Annotated in this window: 14 protein-coding genes; 10 read left to right on the forward strand and 4 right to left on the reverse strand. The window is 45.1% G+C overall.

Features of this window, described 5'->3' with window-relative positions; translation table 11 throughout:
• Positions 1-94: 94 nt before the first annotated feature.
• From FBF61_RS10850 to FBF61_RS10865, 4 genes are all read left to right on the forward strand, one after another.
• A complete protein-coding gene (locus FBF61_RS10850; RefSeq protein ID WP_138477258.1) occupies positions 95-1,336 on the forward strand; it encodes an MFS transporter in 1,242 nt (413 codons plus the stop codon).
• Positions 1,337-1,551: 215 nt separating this feature from the next.
• A complete protein-coding gene (locus FBF61_RS10855) occupies positions 1,552-2,070 on the forward strand; it encodes a gluconate 2-dehydrogenase subunit 3 family protein (RefSeq protein ID WP_229215004.1) in 519 nt (172 codons plus the stop codon).
• A 103-nt stretch (positions 2,071-2,173) separates the two neighbouring features.
• Positions 2,174-3,886 carry a GMC oxidoreductase gene (locus FBF61_RS10860; RefSeq protein ID WP_138477259.1) on the forward strand — a complete coding sequence of 571 codons (1,713 nt, stop codon included), beginning with the start codon at positions 2,174-2,176 and terminating at the stop codon, positions 3,884-3,886.
• A 160-nt stretch (positions 3,887-4,046) separates the two neighbouring features.
• Positions 4,047-4,727 carry an RNA polymerase sigma-70 factor gene (locus FBF61_RS10865; protein WP_138477260.1) on the forward strand — a complete coding sequence of 227 codons (681 nt, stop codon included), beginning with the start codon at positions 4,047-4,049 and terminating at the stop codon, positions 4,725-4,727.
• A 65-nt stretch (positions 4,728-4,792) separates the two neighbouring features.
• Here the strand turns inward: FBF61_RS10865 and xylA are convergent, their stop codons facing one another.
• The 3 genes from xylA to FBF61_RS10880 form a co-directional block, all read right to left on the reverse strand.
• A complete protein-coding gene (gene xylA, locus FBF61_RS10870) occupies positions 4,793-6,121 on the reverse strand; it encodes a xylose isomerase (protein ID WP_138477261.1) in 1,329 nt (442 codons plus the stop codon).
• Positions 6,122-6,319: 198 nt separating this feature from the next.
• Positions 6,320-8,437 (reverse strand): peptidylprolyl isomerase, encoded by a 2,118-nt coding sequence (locus FBF61_RS10875; RefSeq protein ID WP_138477262.1) that lies wholly within the window; start codon positions 8,435-8,437, stop codon positions 6,320-6,322.
• A 105-nt stretch (positions 8,438-8,542) separates the two neighbouring features.
• Complete coding sequence (locus FBF61_RS10880) at positions 8,543-8,968, reverse strand: hypothetical protein (RefSeq protein WP_138477263.1); 426 nt, start codon at positions 8,966-8,968, stop codon at positions 8,543-8,545.
• Positions 8,969-9,176: 208 nt separating this feature from the next.
• Here FBF61_RS10880 and FBF61_RS10885 point away from each other — a divergent pair, with 208 nt between their 5' ends.
• Both FBF61_RS10885 and FBF61_RS10890 read left to right on the forward strand, forming a co-directional pair.
• A complete protein-coding gene (locus tag FBF61_RS10885; RefSeq protein WP_138477264.1) occupies positions 9,177-9,479 on the forward strand; it encodes an SCP2 sterol-binding domain-containing protein in 303 nt (100 codons plus the stop codon).
• A gap of 73 nt (positions 9,480-9,552) precedes the next feature.
• Positions 9,553-11,004, forward strand: coding sequence for a Gfo/Idh/MocA family protein (locus FBF61_RS10890; RefSeq protein ID WP_138477265.1), 1,452 nt, complete (start codon positions 9,553-9,555; stop codon positions 11,002-11,004).
• Positions 11,005-11,046: 42 nt separating this feature from the next.
• Here the strand turns inward: FBF61_RS10890 and FBF61_RS10895 are convergent, their stop codons facing one another.
• Positions 11,047-11,766: a pyridoxine 5'-phosphate synthase gene (locus FBF61_RS10895; protein ID WP_138477266.1), complete on the reverse strand. Its 720-nt coding sequence runs from the start codon at positions 11,764-11,766 to the stop codon at positions 11,047-11,049.
• A 375-nt stretch (positions 11,767-12,141) separates the two neighbouring features.
• Here FBF61_RS10895 and FBF61_RS10900 point away from each other — a divergent pair, with 375 nt between their 5' ends.
• The 4 genes from FBF61_RS10900 (at position 12,142) to FBF61_RS10915 (ending at position 15,902) form a co-directional block, all read left to right on the forward strand.
• Positions 12,142-12,591 carry a GatB/YqeY domain-containing protein gene (locus FBF61_RS10900; RefSeq protein ID WP_138477267.1) on the forward strand — a complete coding sequence of 150 codons (450 nt, stop codon included), beginning with the start codon at positions 12,142-12,144 and terminating at the stop codon, positions 12,589-12,591.
• Positions 12,588-13,157 carry a CvpA family protein gene (locus FBF61_RS10905; protein ID WP_138477268.1) on the forward strand — a complete coding sequence of 190 codons (570 nt, stop codon included), beginning with the start codon at positions 12,588-12,590 and terminating at the stop codon, positions 13,155-13,157. Before FBF61_RS10900 ends, FBF61_RS10905 begins: the two co-directional genes overlap by 4 nt.
• Positions 13,158-13,236: 79 nt before the next feature.
• Positions 13,237-14,289 (forward strand): dual-specificity RNA methyltransferase RlmN, encoded by a 1,053-nt coding sequence (rlmN, locus tag FBF61_RS10910; RefSeq protein ID WP_138477269.1) that lies wholly within the window; start codon positions 13,237-13,239, stop codon positions 14,287-14,289.
• A gap of 191 nt (positions 14,290-14,480) precedes the next feature.
• Positions 14,481-15,902: an inorganic phosphate transporter gene (locus tag FBF61_RS10915; RefSeq protein ID WP_138477270.1), complete on the forward strand. Its 1,422-nt coding sequence runs from the start codon at positions 14,481-14,483 to the stop codon at positions 15,900-15,902.
• Positions 15,903-15,921: the final 19 nt, after the last annotated feature.

The raw sequence follows: 15,921 nt of genomic DNA on the forward strand, positions 1-15,921 counted from the left end.
TTAGGTTTTCGAAAAATTTGAAGCAGGTAGCCGGGTAGAAGTCCGGCTATTTTGCATAATATTGCATTAATTCCGTTAAACTATCTAAACTCAAATGACGACCCTTACTGCATCACGTTCAGACGCTTCACATCTTTTCAGTGCCCCGGTTATAGTTGCTGCCCTTGGTTATTTTGTTGACATTTACGACCTGCTTCTTTTTGGTATTGTGCGCCTGCCCAGTCTCGCGTCGCTCGGTCTGTCCGAAGCTGAAATTTCGCTCACCGGCGCCAGTATTTTAAACTGGCAAATGACCGGCTTGCTCCTCGGTGGGATCTTGTGGGGTGTTTTGGGGGATAAAAAAGGACGTTTATCTGTTCTGTTCGGTTCTATTATTACCTATTCTCTTGCGAACATCGCCTGCGGCTTTGTACAGGACGCCGATACTTATAAAATACTTCGTTTTATTGCCGGTGTCGGACTTGCCGGGGAGTTGGGTGCAGGGATCACGCTGGTCTCGGAGATCCTGCCAAAGCACCTTCGCGCGATAGGTACTTCGCTGGTGGCAGGCATTGGTTTGCTAGGCGCAGTTGTAGCCTATTTCACGGTTGAGTTTTTCGACTGGCGATATGCTTATTTCATCGGTGGAGGACTTGGAATATCTCTTTTACTGCTGCGTATCGGGGTTTTTGAATCAGGTATTTTTAAAGATCTCAAAAATCAGAAACATGTTGAGAAGGGAAATTTCTTCTCTCTGTTTAATAATAGAGACAGGCTGTCGCGCTATCTCAAATGTATCGGAATTGGTCTGCCTACGTGGTTTGTGATCGGTATCCTTGCCACTTTCAGCAATGAATTCGGTAAAGCCTTGGGTATTGCCGAAGCTATCAAGCCCGGGCTTTCGATCATGTGGTGTTATGTGGGACTTTCTATTGGTGACTTTTGCAGCGGGTTTTTGAGCCACTGGCTTGAATCGCGTAAAAAGGCTGTATTTTATCTGATGCTTTTCACGTTGTTATGCAGTTGTATTTATCTTTACGCGGGAATTAAGACTTCCGGACAGTTTTATTTTGTGGCCGGATTACTCGGTTTCGGGATTGGGTATTGGGCAATGTTCGTGACAATAGGAGCGGAACAGTTCGGTACAAACCTGAGGGCCACTGCTGCCACGACGATACCGAATATGGTGCGCGGGACGGTGGTGATGATGACCACTTTATTTGCCAGTTTTAAGGAATCTTTTTCCGTAATCAATTCAGGAGCGCTGGTTGGGGTAATATGCTTTTTGATAGGCATTTACTGTATTTTAACCGTCCCGGAAACACACAACAGGGATTTGGATTTCTTGGAAGAGTAGGAGAAGTAAGATCTGGTCATGTGTGGTCAAGTGTAGTCAGGTATTGTCAGGTGTGGTCATGAGAGGTTAATTGTAGTCAGGTATCGTTATTCGTAGTAATATATCGCACAATAAATGACTATCAATGACCACGCATGACTAAAAATGACAATAAACGTAAACACATGACTAAAAACCGGAATTTTTTATAACTGTAATTTAAAATTGTAGATAAGATGGAAAGACGCGTGGCGCTGAAAAGTATGGCCGTAGCCATGGGCGCAATGGCGGGTTTGCCTGCCTGGGCATCGGGATGGAACAAGAGTTCGCTAAAAGTCGGCATACTGCTTTCAGCAGACCAGTCGGCGGTTCTGAAGGGAGTGGTTGAGGCAATTATCCCAAAAACAGATACGCCGGGAGCAGGTGAGCTTGGGGTTGGTGATTTTGTACAAAAAATGGTGAAAGACTGCTATGATAAAAAATCGCAGGATATACTGGCAAAAGGTCTTGAAACCCTGAATACACAAAGCATGAAGGATTTCAATAAAGCTTTCACTGATATCAACCGGGCGCAGCAGACACAATTGCTAACTGCTATGGAAAAAAGCGGTGACGCGGATCAAAAGGCATTTTTTGGAACCGTTAAAAATCTGACAATTCAAGGATACATGTCCTCGGAATACGTGATGACCAATATTACGCATTACGAAATGATCCCGGCACGTTACCATGGTTGTGTTCCAGTTAAACAATAATAGAGGGGAAAAGGAGAGTGGAGGAAGGGGAAGAAAGGGAATACATTTCCAATTAACAGCTAAGCCCTTTCCTCCTTTCTCCCTTTCTTCCGATTAAAAAAATATGGCTAATTTCAATATTGATAGTAAGAAGGCCCGTACCTATGATGCCATTGTTATTGGCTCAGGTATAAGCGGGGGGTGGTCAGCGAAAGAACTGACAGAAAAAGGGTTGAAGACGCTGGTACTTGAACGTGGCCGGGACGTGCAGCATATTAAGGATTATCCAACCACGAACATGATGCCGTGGGAATTTGAGCATCGTGAGCGTTTGCCGAGGGAGGTTGTTGAAGCCAATCCGATCGCGAGCAGATGTTACAACTTTAAAGAATCTTCCGCTCATTTTTTTGCAAAAGACAATGAGCATCCCTATGTACAGGAAAAGCCTTTTGATTGGATAAGAGGCTACCAGGTTGGAGGAAAGTCCCTGCTTTGGGCCAGACAAACCCAGCGGTGGAGCAAATATGATTTTGAAGGCCCTGCGAGAGACAAATTTGCTGTGGAATGGCCGATCGGATACGATGACATTGCTCCGTGGTACAGTTACGTGGAGAAATTTGCCGGTATCACCGGAAACAAGGATGGCCTCGATACTTTGCCGGATGGCGAATTTCTGGCTCCGCACGATCTGAACTGCGTGGAGAAGTATTTTAAAGAGCAGGTTTCAAAGCAATTCAAGGACCGGCATATCATTATAGGCCGGGCTGCACATATCACGGATCCACAGCAGATACATCTCGATCAGGGACGTGCAAAATGCCAGCATCGTGTCATGTGCGAGCGGGGATGTCCGTTCGGGGGGTATTTCAGCAGTAACTCGTCCACGATTCCCTGGGCGATGAAAACCGGCAATATGACGCTGCGGCCGCACTCAGTTGTTCATTCTATTATTTATGATGATAAGAAGAAAAAGGCGAGCGGAGTACGCGTAATTGATGCGACTACCAAGCAAATGATAGAGTTTTACGCGGATATTATTTTTGTAAATGCTGCTGCATTGAACTCAAATCTGATTCTGCTGAACTCTATTTCATCACGATTCCCTGATGGACTTGGAAATGACAGCGGTGTTCTTGGTAAATATGTTGCATTTCATAATTACCGGGCCAGCGTATCCGGTGAATACGAAGGGTTCCTGGATTCAACTACGGACGGAAAGCGCCCGAATAGCGGATATATTCCAAGGTTCAGAAATGTATATAAGCAGGAAACGGATTTTCTGAGAGGATACGCAGCTGGTTTCGGGGCTAACCGCATGACTTATTCAGACAGGAATGGTATCGGCGAGTCATTGAAGGCCGGTTTGCTGGAAACCAAGTATGGCAACTGGAGTGTGGGTTCCCACATGATGGGAGAAACGATCCCTAAGGAAAGCAATTACGTTGCGCTTGACAAGAATCTGAAGGACCCTTTCGGCATGTCTCAGCTCAAAATTTCGGTGGGTTATGACGATAATGACGAGAAAATGATCAAGGATTACGTTGAGCAGATCAGTGAGATGTTTACCAGTGCCGGGTTCAAAAATGTAAAAGCACATGATGGTAACAGAAATCCGGGTAATGACATTCATGAAATGGGCGGTGTTCGTATGGGAAAAGATCCGAAAACATCTTTGCTCAACGAATGGAACCAGTTGCATGCCTGTAAAAACGTATTCGTGACCGATGGAGCGTGTATGACCTCAACTTCGACACAGAACCCGTCTCTGACTTATATGGCGCTTTCAGCGCGTGCAGCGGATTATGCCGTAAAACAATTGAAGGCAAAGAATCTGTAAATAAAATCAATGTATATTGAACAGCCGCCATCCATCGGGATGACGGCTGTTTTTGTTCCAATTCATGTCACCCGATTAAATAAAATGCATTTTTTATTTCAATAGATGGGTGGATTAAATACAAAAACGGCATTCAATATTTATATAACTCATAAACTCAATGCACAATCCTTTACTTAACGAAGAACCTCAGAAAGGAAGCCCGTTCCCGGCGCCTTCCCAGCAGGAAAAGCCTCGGTCCGTAAAGGTGGATTCTGCACAGTTTCTGAAGTCCGTTTTTGAGCAAAACCCGGCAAAAGGGCTTGAACTGCTGTTTAGAAGATTTTACAATCCGTTATGCAGCCACGCGGTACGGTTTGTATACTCCCGGCAAATTGCGGAAGACCTTGTAAGTGAAGTTTTTTTTCAGTTTTACCGGACCAGGGCTTATGAAAACATAACAACTTCCTATAACAGTTATCTTTTCAGGTCAGTGAGAAATGAATGTTATACGTACATGCGCAGAGAGTTTGGTAAAAGCGACAGTTTGGAAACGCATGTGGAAAGTACTTATTCAACCTGCCATCAGCAGCCGGACGCTGAAATTCACTACAATAATCTCTTTCTGAAAGTAAACGAAGTCATATCCGGACTTCCTGTGCAATGCCAGAAAGTGTTCCTGCTCAGCCGTTTTGAAAATAAAAAATACAACGAAATAGCTGAGGAGCTGCATATTTCGCCCAAAACTGTTGAAGTCCACATCTCCAGAGCATTGAAGCATCTGAGACATGCTTTGAAGGGAGAATGGATGATATCATTTGGCCTTACGATCCACGTTGTACTGGAATCTGGTTTCAGCTGATATGACGAAAACGGGCAGCAAATTCGAAAATTTGCCGCCCGTTCTTTTTATTGAAAACCCCCAAATCAGATAAATCTGTTGATCAGGTTTTCAAGATATTCCTGTTTGCCGGATAGAATTGCTGGTTCGCCTTTGGTAGCTGCAAGTTCGAAAAGATCTTCCAGCTTCAATTTTCCACCTTCGAAATCCAACCCTTTTCCAGAATCGAAACTTGCGTAGCGGTCGGTGCGGATCTTATTATACTCTCCGTTCTGGATAATTTTGTCAGCTACTATCAGTGCTCTTGCTACTGTATCCATACCTCCGATGTGCGCATGGAATACGTCTTCCACATCTGTTGAATTGCGACGGCGTTTTGCATCAAAATTAATTCCGCCACCTTTCAGTCCACCTGCCTGAAGGATCACCAGCAATGCTTTGGTACATTCAGCGATGTCTGTCGGGAACTGATCGGTATCCCAGCCATTCTGGTAGTCGCCACGGTTGGCGTCAATAGAGCCCAGAATACCAGCATCAGCCGCTACCTGTAACTCGTGCTCAAAAGTATGGCCTGCCAAAGTAGCGTGGTTCACTTCCAGGTTTAATGCAAAATCATCCAGCAGATCATGCTGACGGAGGAAACCGATACAAGTTGCAGCGTCATAATCGTATTGATGTTTGGTTGGCTCGCATGGTTTTGGTTCAATAAAAAACTTGCCTTTAAAGCCGTTCGCACGAGCATAAGCAACAGACATTTTCAGGATTTGCGCGAAATGTTCCTGTTCGCGTTTCATATCTGTATTCAGCAAGGTCATATAACCCTCACGTCCTCCCCAGAATACATAATTTTCACCTCCAAGGGCAATCGTAGCATCCAGGGCCATTTTTATTTGCGCGCCCGCATGTGATACTACATCGAAGTCGGGATTGGTGGAAGCACCGTTCATGTAACGATGGTGCCCAAAAAGGTTGGCAGTTCCCCACAACAGCTTAACACCCGATTCTTTTTGCTTTTGTGCAAGATACTCGGTCAGGGTCTGGATCCTTTTTTCATTGGTACGCACGTCATCAGCGTAGTCAACGACATCAACATCATGGAAGCAGTAGTATGGAACTCCCAATTTTGTAATCAGCTCAAAAGCAGCATCTGCTTTATCTTTTGCCCTGTCAACGGCATCCGACTTCTGGTCCCACGGATAAAACAGGGTAGGTCCCCCAAAAGGATCCAGGCCTGATCCGCAGAATGTATGCCAGTATGCAATGGCAAAGCGAAGGTGGTCTTTCATAGTCTTGCCACCAACAATACGGTTTTCATCATACCAGCGATAAGCCAGCGGGTTGTCGGACTCGGGGCCTTCATATCCAATTTTCCCGATGCCTTTAAAATACTCCTGTTCTCCGAGTAAAATGCTCATTGTGTTTTAGTTAATCGTTTTTGTAATGGATGGAAAGGGACATTGCTTATGCAGCCTTTTCTTCCTTTTAGGTTATTAAGTGTACAATTGACAATTTATACTGCAATACTATCACTTTTTTTTGAAAAATTTGCAGTCTAAACAAAAAGAGGAGCAGAATTAATTTCTGCTCCTCTTTGTAAGATTTTTTTATTTTGCTCAGAAAAATTTCGCGCGGCGATCCTCGATCTTGGCGTTTTCGCGGATGGCTTCATTGACCAGATATGACATCCGGCTTTCAAGCGATTGGGTCAATTGTGTTTTGTATTGAGTAAAATCAGCGATTTTAGGAGCGTCGGTCTTGCCGATTAATTCCATGATGAATACGCCGTTTTCTCCGGTGAATACGCCTGATTTTTGTCCTGGTTTCAACCCAAATGCTTTTCCCAGTGCGATCGGATCAAATCCTGCGCTGGTCAGGAAGCCTGTAGCAAGTGAAATATCAGTTGCCGATTCGACCAGGGCGCCTGCTCCATATTTTTTAGCAATCGTTTCCAGGTCGCCGGACGCGCCTTTTAGCTTTGCTGTAATTTGTTCAGATTTGATCTGGTTACGGACCTTGGTAGTCAACTCGTCACGGAAATCATCTACTTTCACGTCATCCTGGTCAGATTTGCCAACCAGTACAGCTACGATATATTGCTCTTCCGTTTCAAAAACCGGAGATACCGAGTTGATTTTAGAGTCATCCTTGAATGCCCATCTTACAATATCACGACCATTCTGAATAGCATTGATATTGGTAGCGGATTCCGGGATGCGGTTTGCGGTAGCGACAACGAGTGCTTTGTTCTTTTTAACTGCCTCGTTGAACTGTTCTTTTGTTTTAACCGAGTTAGCAAATTCATCCGCCTTCCGGTATGCTTCGTCACGTGTAGCCTGGCTTGGCGCAATGGTCTTACCGATCGCCGCAATACGGTACAGTGTGTTGGATTTGGTAGCGGTTACTTTAATGATATGGAAACCAAACTGGCTTTCTACAAGTCTGGGAATAAGGCCGGTTGATGTTGCGGAGAAAACGGCTTCTTCAAAAGGCTTCACCATTGCACCGTTGTTCTGGAAATAATTCAGGTCACCGCCACGTTGTGCTGAACCCGGATCTGCACTGGAAGTAGCTGCAAGGGCTTCAAAATTGGCTCCTGCGCGGATCTGCGCCAGTATACCTTCTGCTTTTGTGCGGGCTGCTGCTTTGGCAGAATCCGACTGGTTTTCAGCGCGGATCAGGATGTGGCTTGCTCTTGCAGAAGAGACACTGTCAACTCTGGTACCGTCGTATTTATAGATAAAGTAGGTATTCCCTTCGCGATACGGACCATATACACCGCCCGGAACGAAAGTCTTAACAGCTTCTTTCAATTGATCAGACATATTGGCGAACGACATATTGATCGGCAATGGAATGTCTGAATTCATACTGGCAAATGCAGAGTCATTTTGTGCAGTGGCAAGGCCGCGCGCAAGCTCTTTTATTTCTGTATACAACGCAGAGCTGTCATCCTTGGCAGGCTGTACGGGAAAAGTTACGTATTCGATTGAACGGGTATCTGTTCCTTTGTATTCTTTCCGATGGGCTTTAAGATAATCTTCCAGCTGTGCGTCGGTAACTTTAATGGTAGTATCGACAACCGAGAAATAGGGTACGTATAAGTAACGCAAAGTGGCTTTGGTATTTTGCGCAACGTATTCCTTTTCCGATTGGGCTTTTGGGATATAAGTAGATAGTTTGAGCAGGTTCTCATACTTGGTTCGCGTACGCTCTTCGCGAAGGCTTTTTTCAAAATTCTCCCATGATTTCTGTTGTTCGATCGGGAGGGTTTTGAGATTTTTCAGATAGTTGACAACCGCATTTTTATCAAAACGCCCGGTTGTAGGATCTGAAAAAGCCTGAAGAATAGAGGGGCTGATGTGGTTTCCCTGAACCATATCAACGAGTTCGTCGTCCGTGACTGTAAGGCCAAGATCTTCGAATTCTTTTTTATAGGCAATGTCAACCACAAACTGGTTCCAGGCCTGGTCTCTCAGAGATGCTAGTTCATTTTCATTGAGGCTGCGGCCAGACTGAGCTTCGTAGTTCTGACGAAAACCGTCGACCCGGCTCTGGAAATCCTTGATATTGATTTCTTTACCGGCAATCTCACCTACAACCTGATTACTGCTACCGCCCAGCATGGAATTTGGCCCCAACAGGTCGCCTCCCACCATAAAAAGAATTAAACTGATAGCGATTACTGTTACAGCAACCCCGGATTTTTCTCTGATTTTGTTAATTAAAGCCATTTTCTCTATTCAAATTAGTGCGCAAAATAAAATCTTTTCTTCGTGGAATGCAAGGGCTTAGATTTCAAATTCTAATAATTCGCGGCAGATGTCAGCGCCGGTTCGCTAATGCATGTGTTTTAAATTGAATGCATAGAGAATCAGCATGAAAATACTGAGGATGATTCCGGCCATGGAAGTGATGAGCCCAAGCCAGCCGCCGATGAGCAATAAGGGAGCTAAAAATGCTATCGCTATCCCTGCCAGATAGAGATAAAACCCTTTTTTCTGGAGGTTCCACATCAGGTATGCAGCATATAGTGAAAGGGATTCAAATATCAGCATGATGATCGCGCCGGTCTTGATGGTTTGCGGTGTGGTCTGCTCAATAACGGCTTCGAACATTTTGTCCATGGTTTCGGCATCCGCGCCGGACGACTTTTTCTCGACGTTTTCGCGGACTGCTTCAAATGTTTCGCGGGTTTTGTCGGCCATGATACCCGGGCTCCATAGTCTTTCAGACTGAGTCCAGAGGCCCGAAATGGCACTCATGAACGTGAGGAAACATAAAACTGTTAAAAACGTTGGTCTATTGACAATGTCACTCATTCTATAAAAAATATATCAGCAGGTTTTTCTGATGAAGGATGTAAAATTTGATGTTTTCATTGAAAACACCAAAGGCATTTGAATATTCTTGCAAGGAACATACATTTGTCGTTTTGGTATAATAAATCACAACGAAATAAAGACCTCACCTATGAGCCTGCAAATTCTCACTGAACGCGTCACCAATATTCTTGGAACCAACAGCGGCCTTGACGCTACTGTTAAGTTTAAAACGGACGAGGGCATTTTGTTCATAGACGGCAAAAGTGTCCCCAATACTGTTTCCACGGAGGATCTTCCTGCGGATTGTACTTTCGAGATTTCCGCTAAAAATGCATTGAAATTGATCGATGGCGACCTGAATGCGATGATGGCTTATATGACCGGAAAACTAAAAATTGACGGTGACATGGGCGTAGCGATGAAAATTGCTGAAACTTTCGGCGGGCGGTAGTAGGCTTTGAAAATTATTGTCTTTTTCCTGTAGAGATTTAGATAATTTTCACAAAGGTAATTCACGATCGGACATGGAAAATCAACAGGCTGCAAATGAAAAAGATGTCAAACGCAGGGATTTCCTTAAAACAGGCGCATTGGCAGCGGGAAGTTTTATGATAGTACCGCGCCATGTACTCGGCAAAGGCTTCATCGCTCCGAGCGACAAGCTGAATATGGCAGCAGTGGGGTGCGGTGGAAAGGCTGATGTAAACATCCGTCAGGCCTATAATGGAGGGACAGATAATTTTGTCGCGCTTTGCGATGTTGATGACCGGCAGTCGGAAAAATACCGGAAGCAATTTCCAAAGGCACCCTATTACAAGGATTACAGGAAAATGCTTGAGAAAGAAGCACAGCATATTGATGCCGTGTTTGTCACCACTCCCGACCACATGCATTTCCCGATCGCCATGGCTTGTATAGACTTGGGAAAACATGTGTATGTGGAAAAGCCGCTGACGAAGGATATCTGGGAAGCAAGAAACCTGACACTTGCTGCCAAAAAACGGAAAGTGGTGACCCAGATGGGGAATCAAGGCAGCAGCAGTGCTGGTACCAGGCAAACGGAAGCTATTGTCCAGTCGGGTATTTTGGGAGAAGTTCATACCATTGAAGTGTGGACAGACCGTCCGGTGTGGCCGCAGGGTGTAAAATCTCCCAAAGACAGGGGAGAGTCGCAACCGGTACCGGCGGGAGTCGATTGGGACTTATGGCTTGGAACTGCTCCGAAACGCGACTACCACGAAGCATATATGCCTTTCAGGTGGCGGGGGTACTGGGATTTTGGAACCGGCGCGCTGGGCGATATGGGCTGCCATTTTATTGACGTCCCATTCCGTGCAATGAAACTGGGTTACCCGACTTCAGTTGAATGCAGCGTCGGCTCGGTCTACGCCGACTTTTTTCAGCAGGCGTTTTTTGATGATGTTTGCCCGCCGTCTACATCTATACATTTAAAATTTGCTTCAAAAACCAAAGGAAAGGAAATCAGCTTTTCGTGGTATGACGGAGGAATAAGGCCGCAGCTGCCGGAAGGCTGCGATTATAAAACAATTTTCGGCAGTACCGATGGAGGGATGCTTTTCATCGGGACAAAAGGAATTCTGAGCGCTGAAATGTTTGGAGAAAAACCAAGACTATGGCCGGAGAAAAAATTCGAGAACGTAAAAGTTGCTGCACCGACCAGGGCACTGGTTCAGGGTAACTGGGAAGGACATCAGCAGCAGTTTGTGCAGGCTTGCAAAAAAGGTTATGGAACTTACACAAGCTCTTCCTTCGATGAATCAGGGCCGCTGACAGAAATTGTTTTGATGGGCAACCTTGCTGTACGGTCTTTCCTGCTTCGCGAAAATAAGGCAGATGGGAAAGGGGTCAATTTCCCGGGGAGGCAAAAGTTGATCTGGGACGGGGATAATATGAAAATCACCAATTTTGATGCCGCCAATCAATTTGTGAAAAGAGACTACCGTACCGGCTGGTAAAATATTCGTGAACTTTCCGGATTGTCAAATCCGGAAAGTCTTTCACAATTCCAGTTCTCTCAAATACATCTGAATGGTATTTTCCAGTCCCAGGTACAAAGCATCGGAAATCAGGGCGTGGCCGATGGAAACTTCATCCAACCAGGGTATGCTTTGTTTGAGGAAATGAAGATTGTCGAGGCTCAGATCATGGCCGGCGTTTAGTCCCAATCCTACCTCCCGTGCTTTTTCGGCAGCTTTTACAAAAGGGATTACTGCCTTCTGGCGGTTTTCAAAGTAATACGCCGCATAAGGTTCTGTATAAAGTTCAACACGGTCGGCGCCGCAGATTTTAGCACCTTCTACCATATTTTCATCCGGATCAACAAAAACGGAAACTCGGATGTTTGCCTCTTTGAAAATTCCCACCAGCTCGGTAAGCTCCGTCCGGTTATTGATCGTATCCCAGCCTGCATTTGAGGTAATGGCATGGAGAGCATCAGGGACAAGGGTCACCTGCTCCGGCTTCGTCGCCAGCACCAGCTCCACAAACTTCTTTTCAGAGGGATTCCCTTCGATATTAAATTCAGTCGTTACCACTTCTTTCAGATCGTACACGTCCTGATAACGGATATGCCGCTCGTCCGGCCGTGGGTGTACCGTAATTCCTTGTGCCCCGAACCGCTCACAATCCAGCGCTACTTTAAGCACATTGGGATTATCTCCTCCACGGGAGTTCCGAAGTGTGGCTATTTTGTTGATGTTTACGCTGAGACGGGTCATCTTTTAATTTTGAATGATTGAATGAATGAATTTTCAATGTGTGAATTAGTGATTGAGCGAATTTTTGAATGTTTTTGCCGAGGCTCGAAAGTGTGTGCTTTGGTTACTGGAAATGGTTATTAACATGATTGGTGTAACTTTGCGGCTCGAAGACAAATTTAATATTCACATATTCATAATCGCATTTATATACCCATAAATTATTAACTCCTTAACAATAACCCACACAAAAATTACCAATACAGTTATTCAAAATCAATATTCAGTCATTCAAAATTAATATCTATTCACTTACTCACTCATTCAGTCATTCAATCATCCAGCCATTCAAAATTAACATTCACTCATTCACTCATTCAAAATTCAAAATTAAAAATGTCTCTAAAAAGCCAAGTTGAATCGGGTATTAAAGATGCCATGCGGGCCAAAGATCAGGATACTTTGCGTGCGTTGCGTGCTATTAAATCTCTTATATTGTTAGAAGAAACAAAGGGCGGCGGAACCGGAGAGCTGAGCGCAGACGATGAACTGAAGCTGCTTACCAAAGCCGCCAAACAACGCAGGGAATCAGCGGATATTTATAAAACTCAGGGTCGTCCTGATCTGCTTGAAAAAGAAGAAGCGGAACTTGCCGTGATCGAACAGTTCCTTCCCAAACAATTAACGGAAGATGAAATAAAAGCCAAATTGCAGGAAATTATTGCCCGAGTGGGCGCGGCTGGTCCGTCGGATATGGGTAAAGTAATGGGCGTAGCTACCAAGGAACTTGCCGGGCAGGCTGATGGAAAGATTGTATCGGCTTTGGTTAAGGGATTATTGGCATGAAATTACTGGATGTGCTCATCCTTATTCCCCTGCTTTGGGGGGCATTACATGGTTACCGTAAAGGTTTATTGATTGAAATCATCGGTATAGCAGGCCTTGTGGTAGCCATGATACTGGGGTTCAAGTTTCTGGGGCTGGGAATGGAAGTTCTAACTCCTTATTTTAGTGACAGCATGGCCAGGAAAATCCTTCCTTATATCGGGTTTTCGGCTATTTTTTTTCCGACTATTTTTTTATTGAACCAGTTCGGATACTCGATCAGAAGGTCGCTCCGGTATTCGATACTTGGCACTTTCGACAGTTTTGCCGGTGCTATGGTAGGTATATTTACCTGGGTGTTCGGGATCAGTGTTTTTTTCTGGCTTGTAAATACCATTGGTGTAAAAATACCGGAACACCGCACCCATGAAACCTGGCTTTACCCGTTGGTAGTGCCGGTAGCTCCCACGGTTATTACCAAAGCTTTGTCTCTAATGCCGGCGGGAACCGACCTGATCCGTGAGTGGAAAAAGGAATATCTGGATGATCAGGCTGATAATGAACTTTCGAATTCACCGGAGGGTTAAGCTTCCGTAGTTGACTTTCAGTACCTTTGCAGAAAAACAGCGTTAAATGTATGGCGCATTTAACAATTGATATAAAATAATGACCGAAGTAAAGAGCAAGCAGGATATCCGGAAATGGAACGTTGACCAGATTAAGGGCTGGATGACAGAGCATGGAGAAAAGGGCTTCCGGGCAAAACAGATATTTGAATGGATCTGGAAGAAATCGGCCGGTTCTTTTGACGAAATGACCAATCTGTCACTTACCACAAGGCAACTGATGAACGAACATTTTGTGATACACAACATGGACGTTGCCAAGCAGCAGCAGAGCAATGACGGAACGATTAAGTCTGCTTTCCGGCTTTTTGACGGAAACCTTGTGGAGGGCGTTCTGATTCCCGCTGCTGACCGGATGACTGCCTGCGTGAGCAGCCAGGTAGGTTGTTCGCTTACCTGCAAATTCTGCGCTACCGGCTATATGGACCGCAAAAGGAACCTTGAAGCAGGTGAAATTTATGATCAGGTTGTAGCCATTGCCCGGCAGGCGGAAGGAAGTTTCAAAGCTCCGCTGACCAACATTGTATATATGGGTATGGGCGAACCCCTTTTGAACTATGCCAATGTGCTGCAATCCATTGAATATATTACTTCTCCGGAGGGACTGAATATGTCTCCGCGACGGATTACGGTTTCCACTGCGGGTATTGCCAAAATGATCAAAAAGCTGGGCGACGATGAAGTGAAGTTCCGGCTCGCTCTTTCATTGCATGCCGCCAACGACGCGAAGAGAAATCAGATCATGCCGATCAATGAATCCAATTCGCTGGATAACCTGGCCGAGGCGCTCAATTATTTTTATAAAAAAACCGGAAACCGCATCACTTTTGAATATATCGTTTTCAATAATTTCAATGACACACTTCAGGATGCAAAGGAGCTTTGGGAGTTTACAAAGCGCGTACCTGCCAGGGTGAACATCATTGAATACAATCCGATCGCAGAAGCTGATTTTAAAAATACAGAGGCCGACAGGCTTGACAAATTTGCCGCATTCCTGGAAGACAGAGGCGTTTCGGTGCACGTTCGCCGGAGCAGGGGCAAAGATATTGACGCAGCCTGCGGACAGCTTGCGAATAAAGAAACTGCTTAAAAAATTGGAAACAGTTTCCAAAGTTTAATGTTCAGGACGGCTCAAGTTAACAATTTGTTAATATTGGGCCGGGCAAGAATAAGTAGTTTTGTGCCAAAATTTGTTCTTGCTGATTGAAAGAATTGCTTAAATTTTCGTTTTTGCCGGTATTCAAAAAGTAAGTCTTTTAAAATCAACTTATACGCTACTTTATGTTTGGTCTTGAAACCGACATTTTCCTCCTCCTCGCTTTTAGTATTTTAGCGGCCTGTGCATTCGAGTTTGTAAATGGTTTTCACGATACTGCCAATGCAGTTGCCACGGTGATTTATACCAATTCCCTGAAACCAAATATTGCAGTGATCTGGTCGGGTTTTATGAATTTTTGCGGCGTTTTTCTGGGTGGTATCGCAGTAGCGATGGGGATTGTTAATTTACTTCCCGTAGAGCTCCTCATCGATCAGAACGTCTACCATAGCGCCGCCATGGTCTTTTCCTTGTTGTTCAGTGCAATTATCTGGAATTTGGGTACCTGGTATTTTGGTCTTCCGAGTTCAAGCTCCCATACGCTGATAGGTTCCATTCTGGGTGTTGGTCTTGCCTTTACGTTTATGCCTGAAAATTCCGAGGGCGCCGGTGTGAACTGGACCAAGGCAGAGGAACTGTTTACCTCTCTGCTTACTTCCCCGATCTTCGGTTTTGCATTGGCGATCATCATCATGTTCATTCTTCGGCGGATGCTTTCGAAGCCTTTGCGTGAAATCGTGTTCAGCGAGCCGAAAAAGAACCAGCCACCTCCGATATGGATTCGCGCCATCCTCATCACAACCTGTACGCTTGTAAGCTTTTTCCACGGATCCAATGACGGTCAGAAAGGTGTGGGATTGGTCATGCTGATCCTGATTGGTATAGTCCCTGCACATTTTGCACTGGATAATAGTAAAGACCCGCTTGCGATGAAGACAGATCTGGCGGGCATAGAAACCGCCATCGGCAGCATCGATTCATCCAGGTTGTCCGTTTCCGACAGGCATCATTTGCATACGATCAAAAAAGAAATCGATACGCTGAATGCACTGGTGAGCAGGCCATTGGTTGATAACAGGCTGCCATTGGAAGAACGCATGAATGTTCGCCGTGCATTGTTGCTGATCAGCCGTAATACGAAGACTATCCTGGACAACGGTCAAGCTAATCTGAGCCCTGCTGATCAGGCATTTTTGAAAAAGCAGGCTTCCAGCGAGAGCGGTATCCGGAGATATACCGACTACGCACCTGACTGGGTTATCCTGATGATCTCGCTTTCTCTTGGTTTGGGAACGATGGTAGGCTGGAAGCGTATCGTAGTTACGATTGGTGAAAAAATCGGTAAACAACACCTTACTTATGCCCAGGGTGCTTCCGCAGAGCTTGTGGCTGCCAGTACCATCGGGGTTTCTTCCTACCTCGGACTTCCGGTGAGTACAACACACGTACTTTCGTCAGGTATTGCGGGTTCAATGGTTGCCAGTAAAGGGGTTAAGAACCTCCAGGGCGGCACAATCCGGAACATTGTCATTGCATGGGTGTTGACATTGCCTGTTACTATGGTTTTATCAGGTACACTATATGTTTTTTTCAGATGGATATTTTAATGGTTTGAAAAAACTGAAA

This window comes from Dyadobacter bucti, assembly GCF_005869225.1.
Classification (GTDB): Bacteria; Bacteroidota; Bacteroidia; order Cytophagales; family Spirosomataceae; genus Dyadobacter; species Dyadobacter bucti.

What these genes read in the sequence shown, in the direction of transcription:
- FBF61_RS10850 (WP_138477258.1), top strand. Translation starts at nt 95, where the DNA reads ATGACGACCCTTACTGCATCACGTTCAGACGCTTCACATCTTTTCAGT.
- FBF61_RS10855 (WP_229215004.1), top strand. Translation starts at nt 1,552, where the DNA reads ATGGAAAGACGCGTGGCGCTGAAAAGTATGGCCGTAGCCATGGGCGCA.
- FBF61_RS10860 (WP_138477259.1), top strand. Translation starts at nt 2,174, where the DNA reads ATGGCTAATTTCAATATTGATAGTAAGAAGGCCCGTACCTATGATGCC.
- FBF61_RS10865 (WP_138477260.1), top strand. Translation starts at nt 4,047, where the DNA reads ATGCACAATCCTTTACTTAACGAAGAACCTCAGAAAGGAAGCCCGTTC.
- xylA (WP_138477261.1), bottom strand. Translation starts at nt 6,121, where the DNA reads ATGAGCATTTTACTCGGAGAACAGGAGTATTTTAAAGGCATCGGGAAA.
- FBF61_RS10875 (WP_138477262.1), bottom strand. Translation starts at nt 8,437, where the DNA reads ATGGCTTTAATTAACAAAATCAGAGAAAAATCCGGGGTTGCTGTAACA.
- FBF61_RS10880 (WP_138477263.1), bottom strand. Translation starts at nt 8,968, where the DNA reads ATGAGTGCCATTTCGGGCCTCTGGACTCAGTCTGAAAGACTATGGAGC.
- FBF61_RS10885 (WP_138477264.1), top strand. Translation starts at nt 9,177, where the DNA reads ATGAGCCTGCAAATTCTCACTGAACGCGTCACCAATATTCTTGGAACC.
- FBF61_RS10890 (WP_138477265.1), top strand. Translation starts at nt 9,553, where the DNA reads ATGGAAAATCAACAGGCTGCAAATGAAAAAGATGTCAAACGCAGGGAT.
- FBF61_RS10895 (WP_138477266.1), bottom strand. Translation starts at nt 11,766, where the DNA reads ATGACCCGTCTCAGCGTAAACATCAACAAAATAGCCACACTTCGGAAC.
- FBF61_RS10900 (WP_138477267.1), top strand. Translation starts at nt 12,142, where the DNA reads ATGTCTCTAAAAAGCCAAGTTGAATCGGGTATTAAAGATGCCATGCGG.
- FBF61_RS10905 (WP_138477268.1), top strand. Translation starts at nt 12,588, where the DNA reads ATGAAATTACTGGATGTGCTCATCCTTATTCCCCTGCTTTGGGGGGCA.
- rlmN (WP_138477269.1), top strand. Translation starts at nt 13,237, where the DNA reads ATGACCGAAGTAAAGAGCAAGCAGGATATCCGGAAATGGAACGTTGAC.
- FBF61_RS10915 (WP_138477270.1), top strand. Translation starts at nt 14,481, where the DNA reads ATGTTTGGTCTTGAAACCGACATTTTCCTCCTCCTCGCTTTTAGTATT.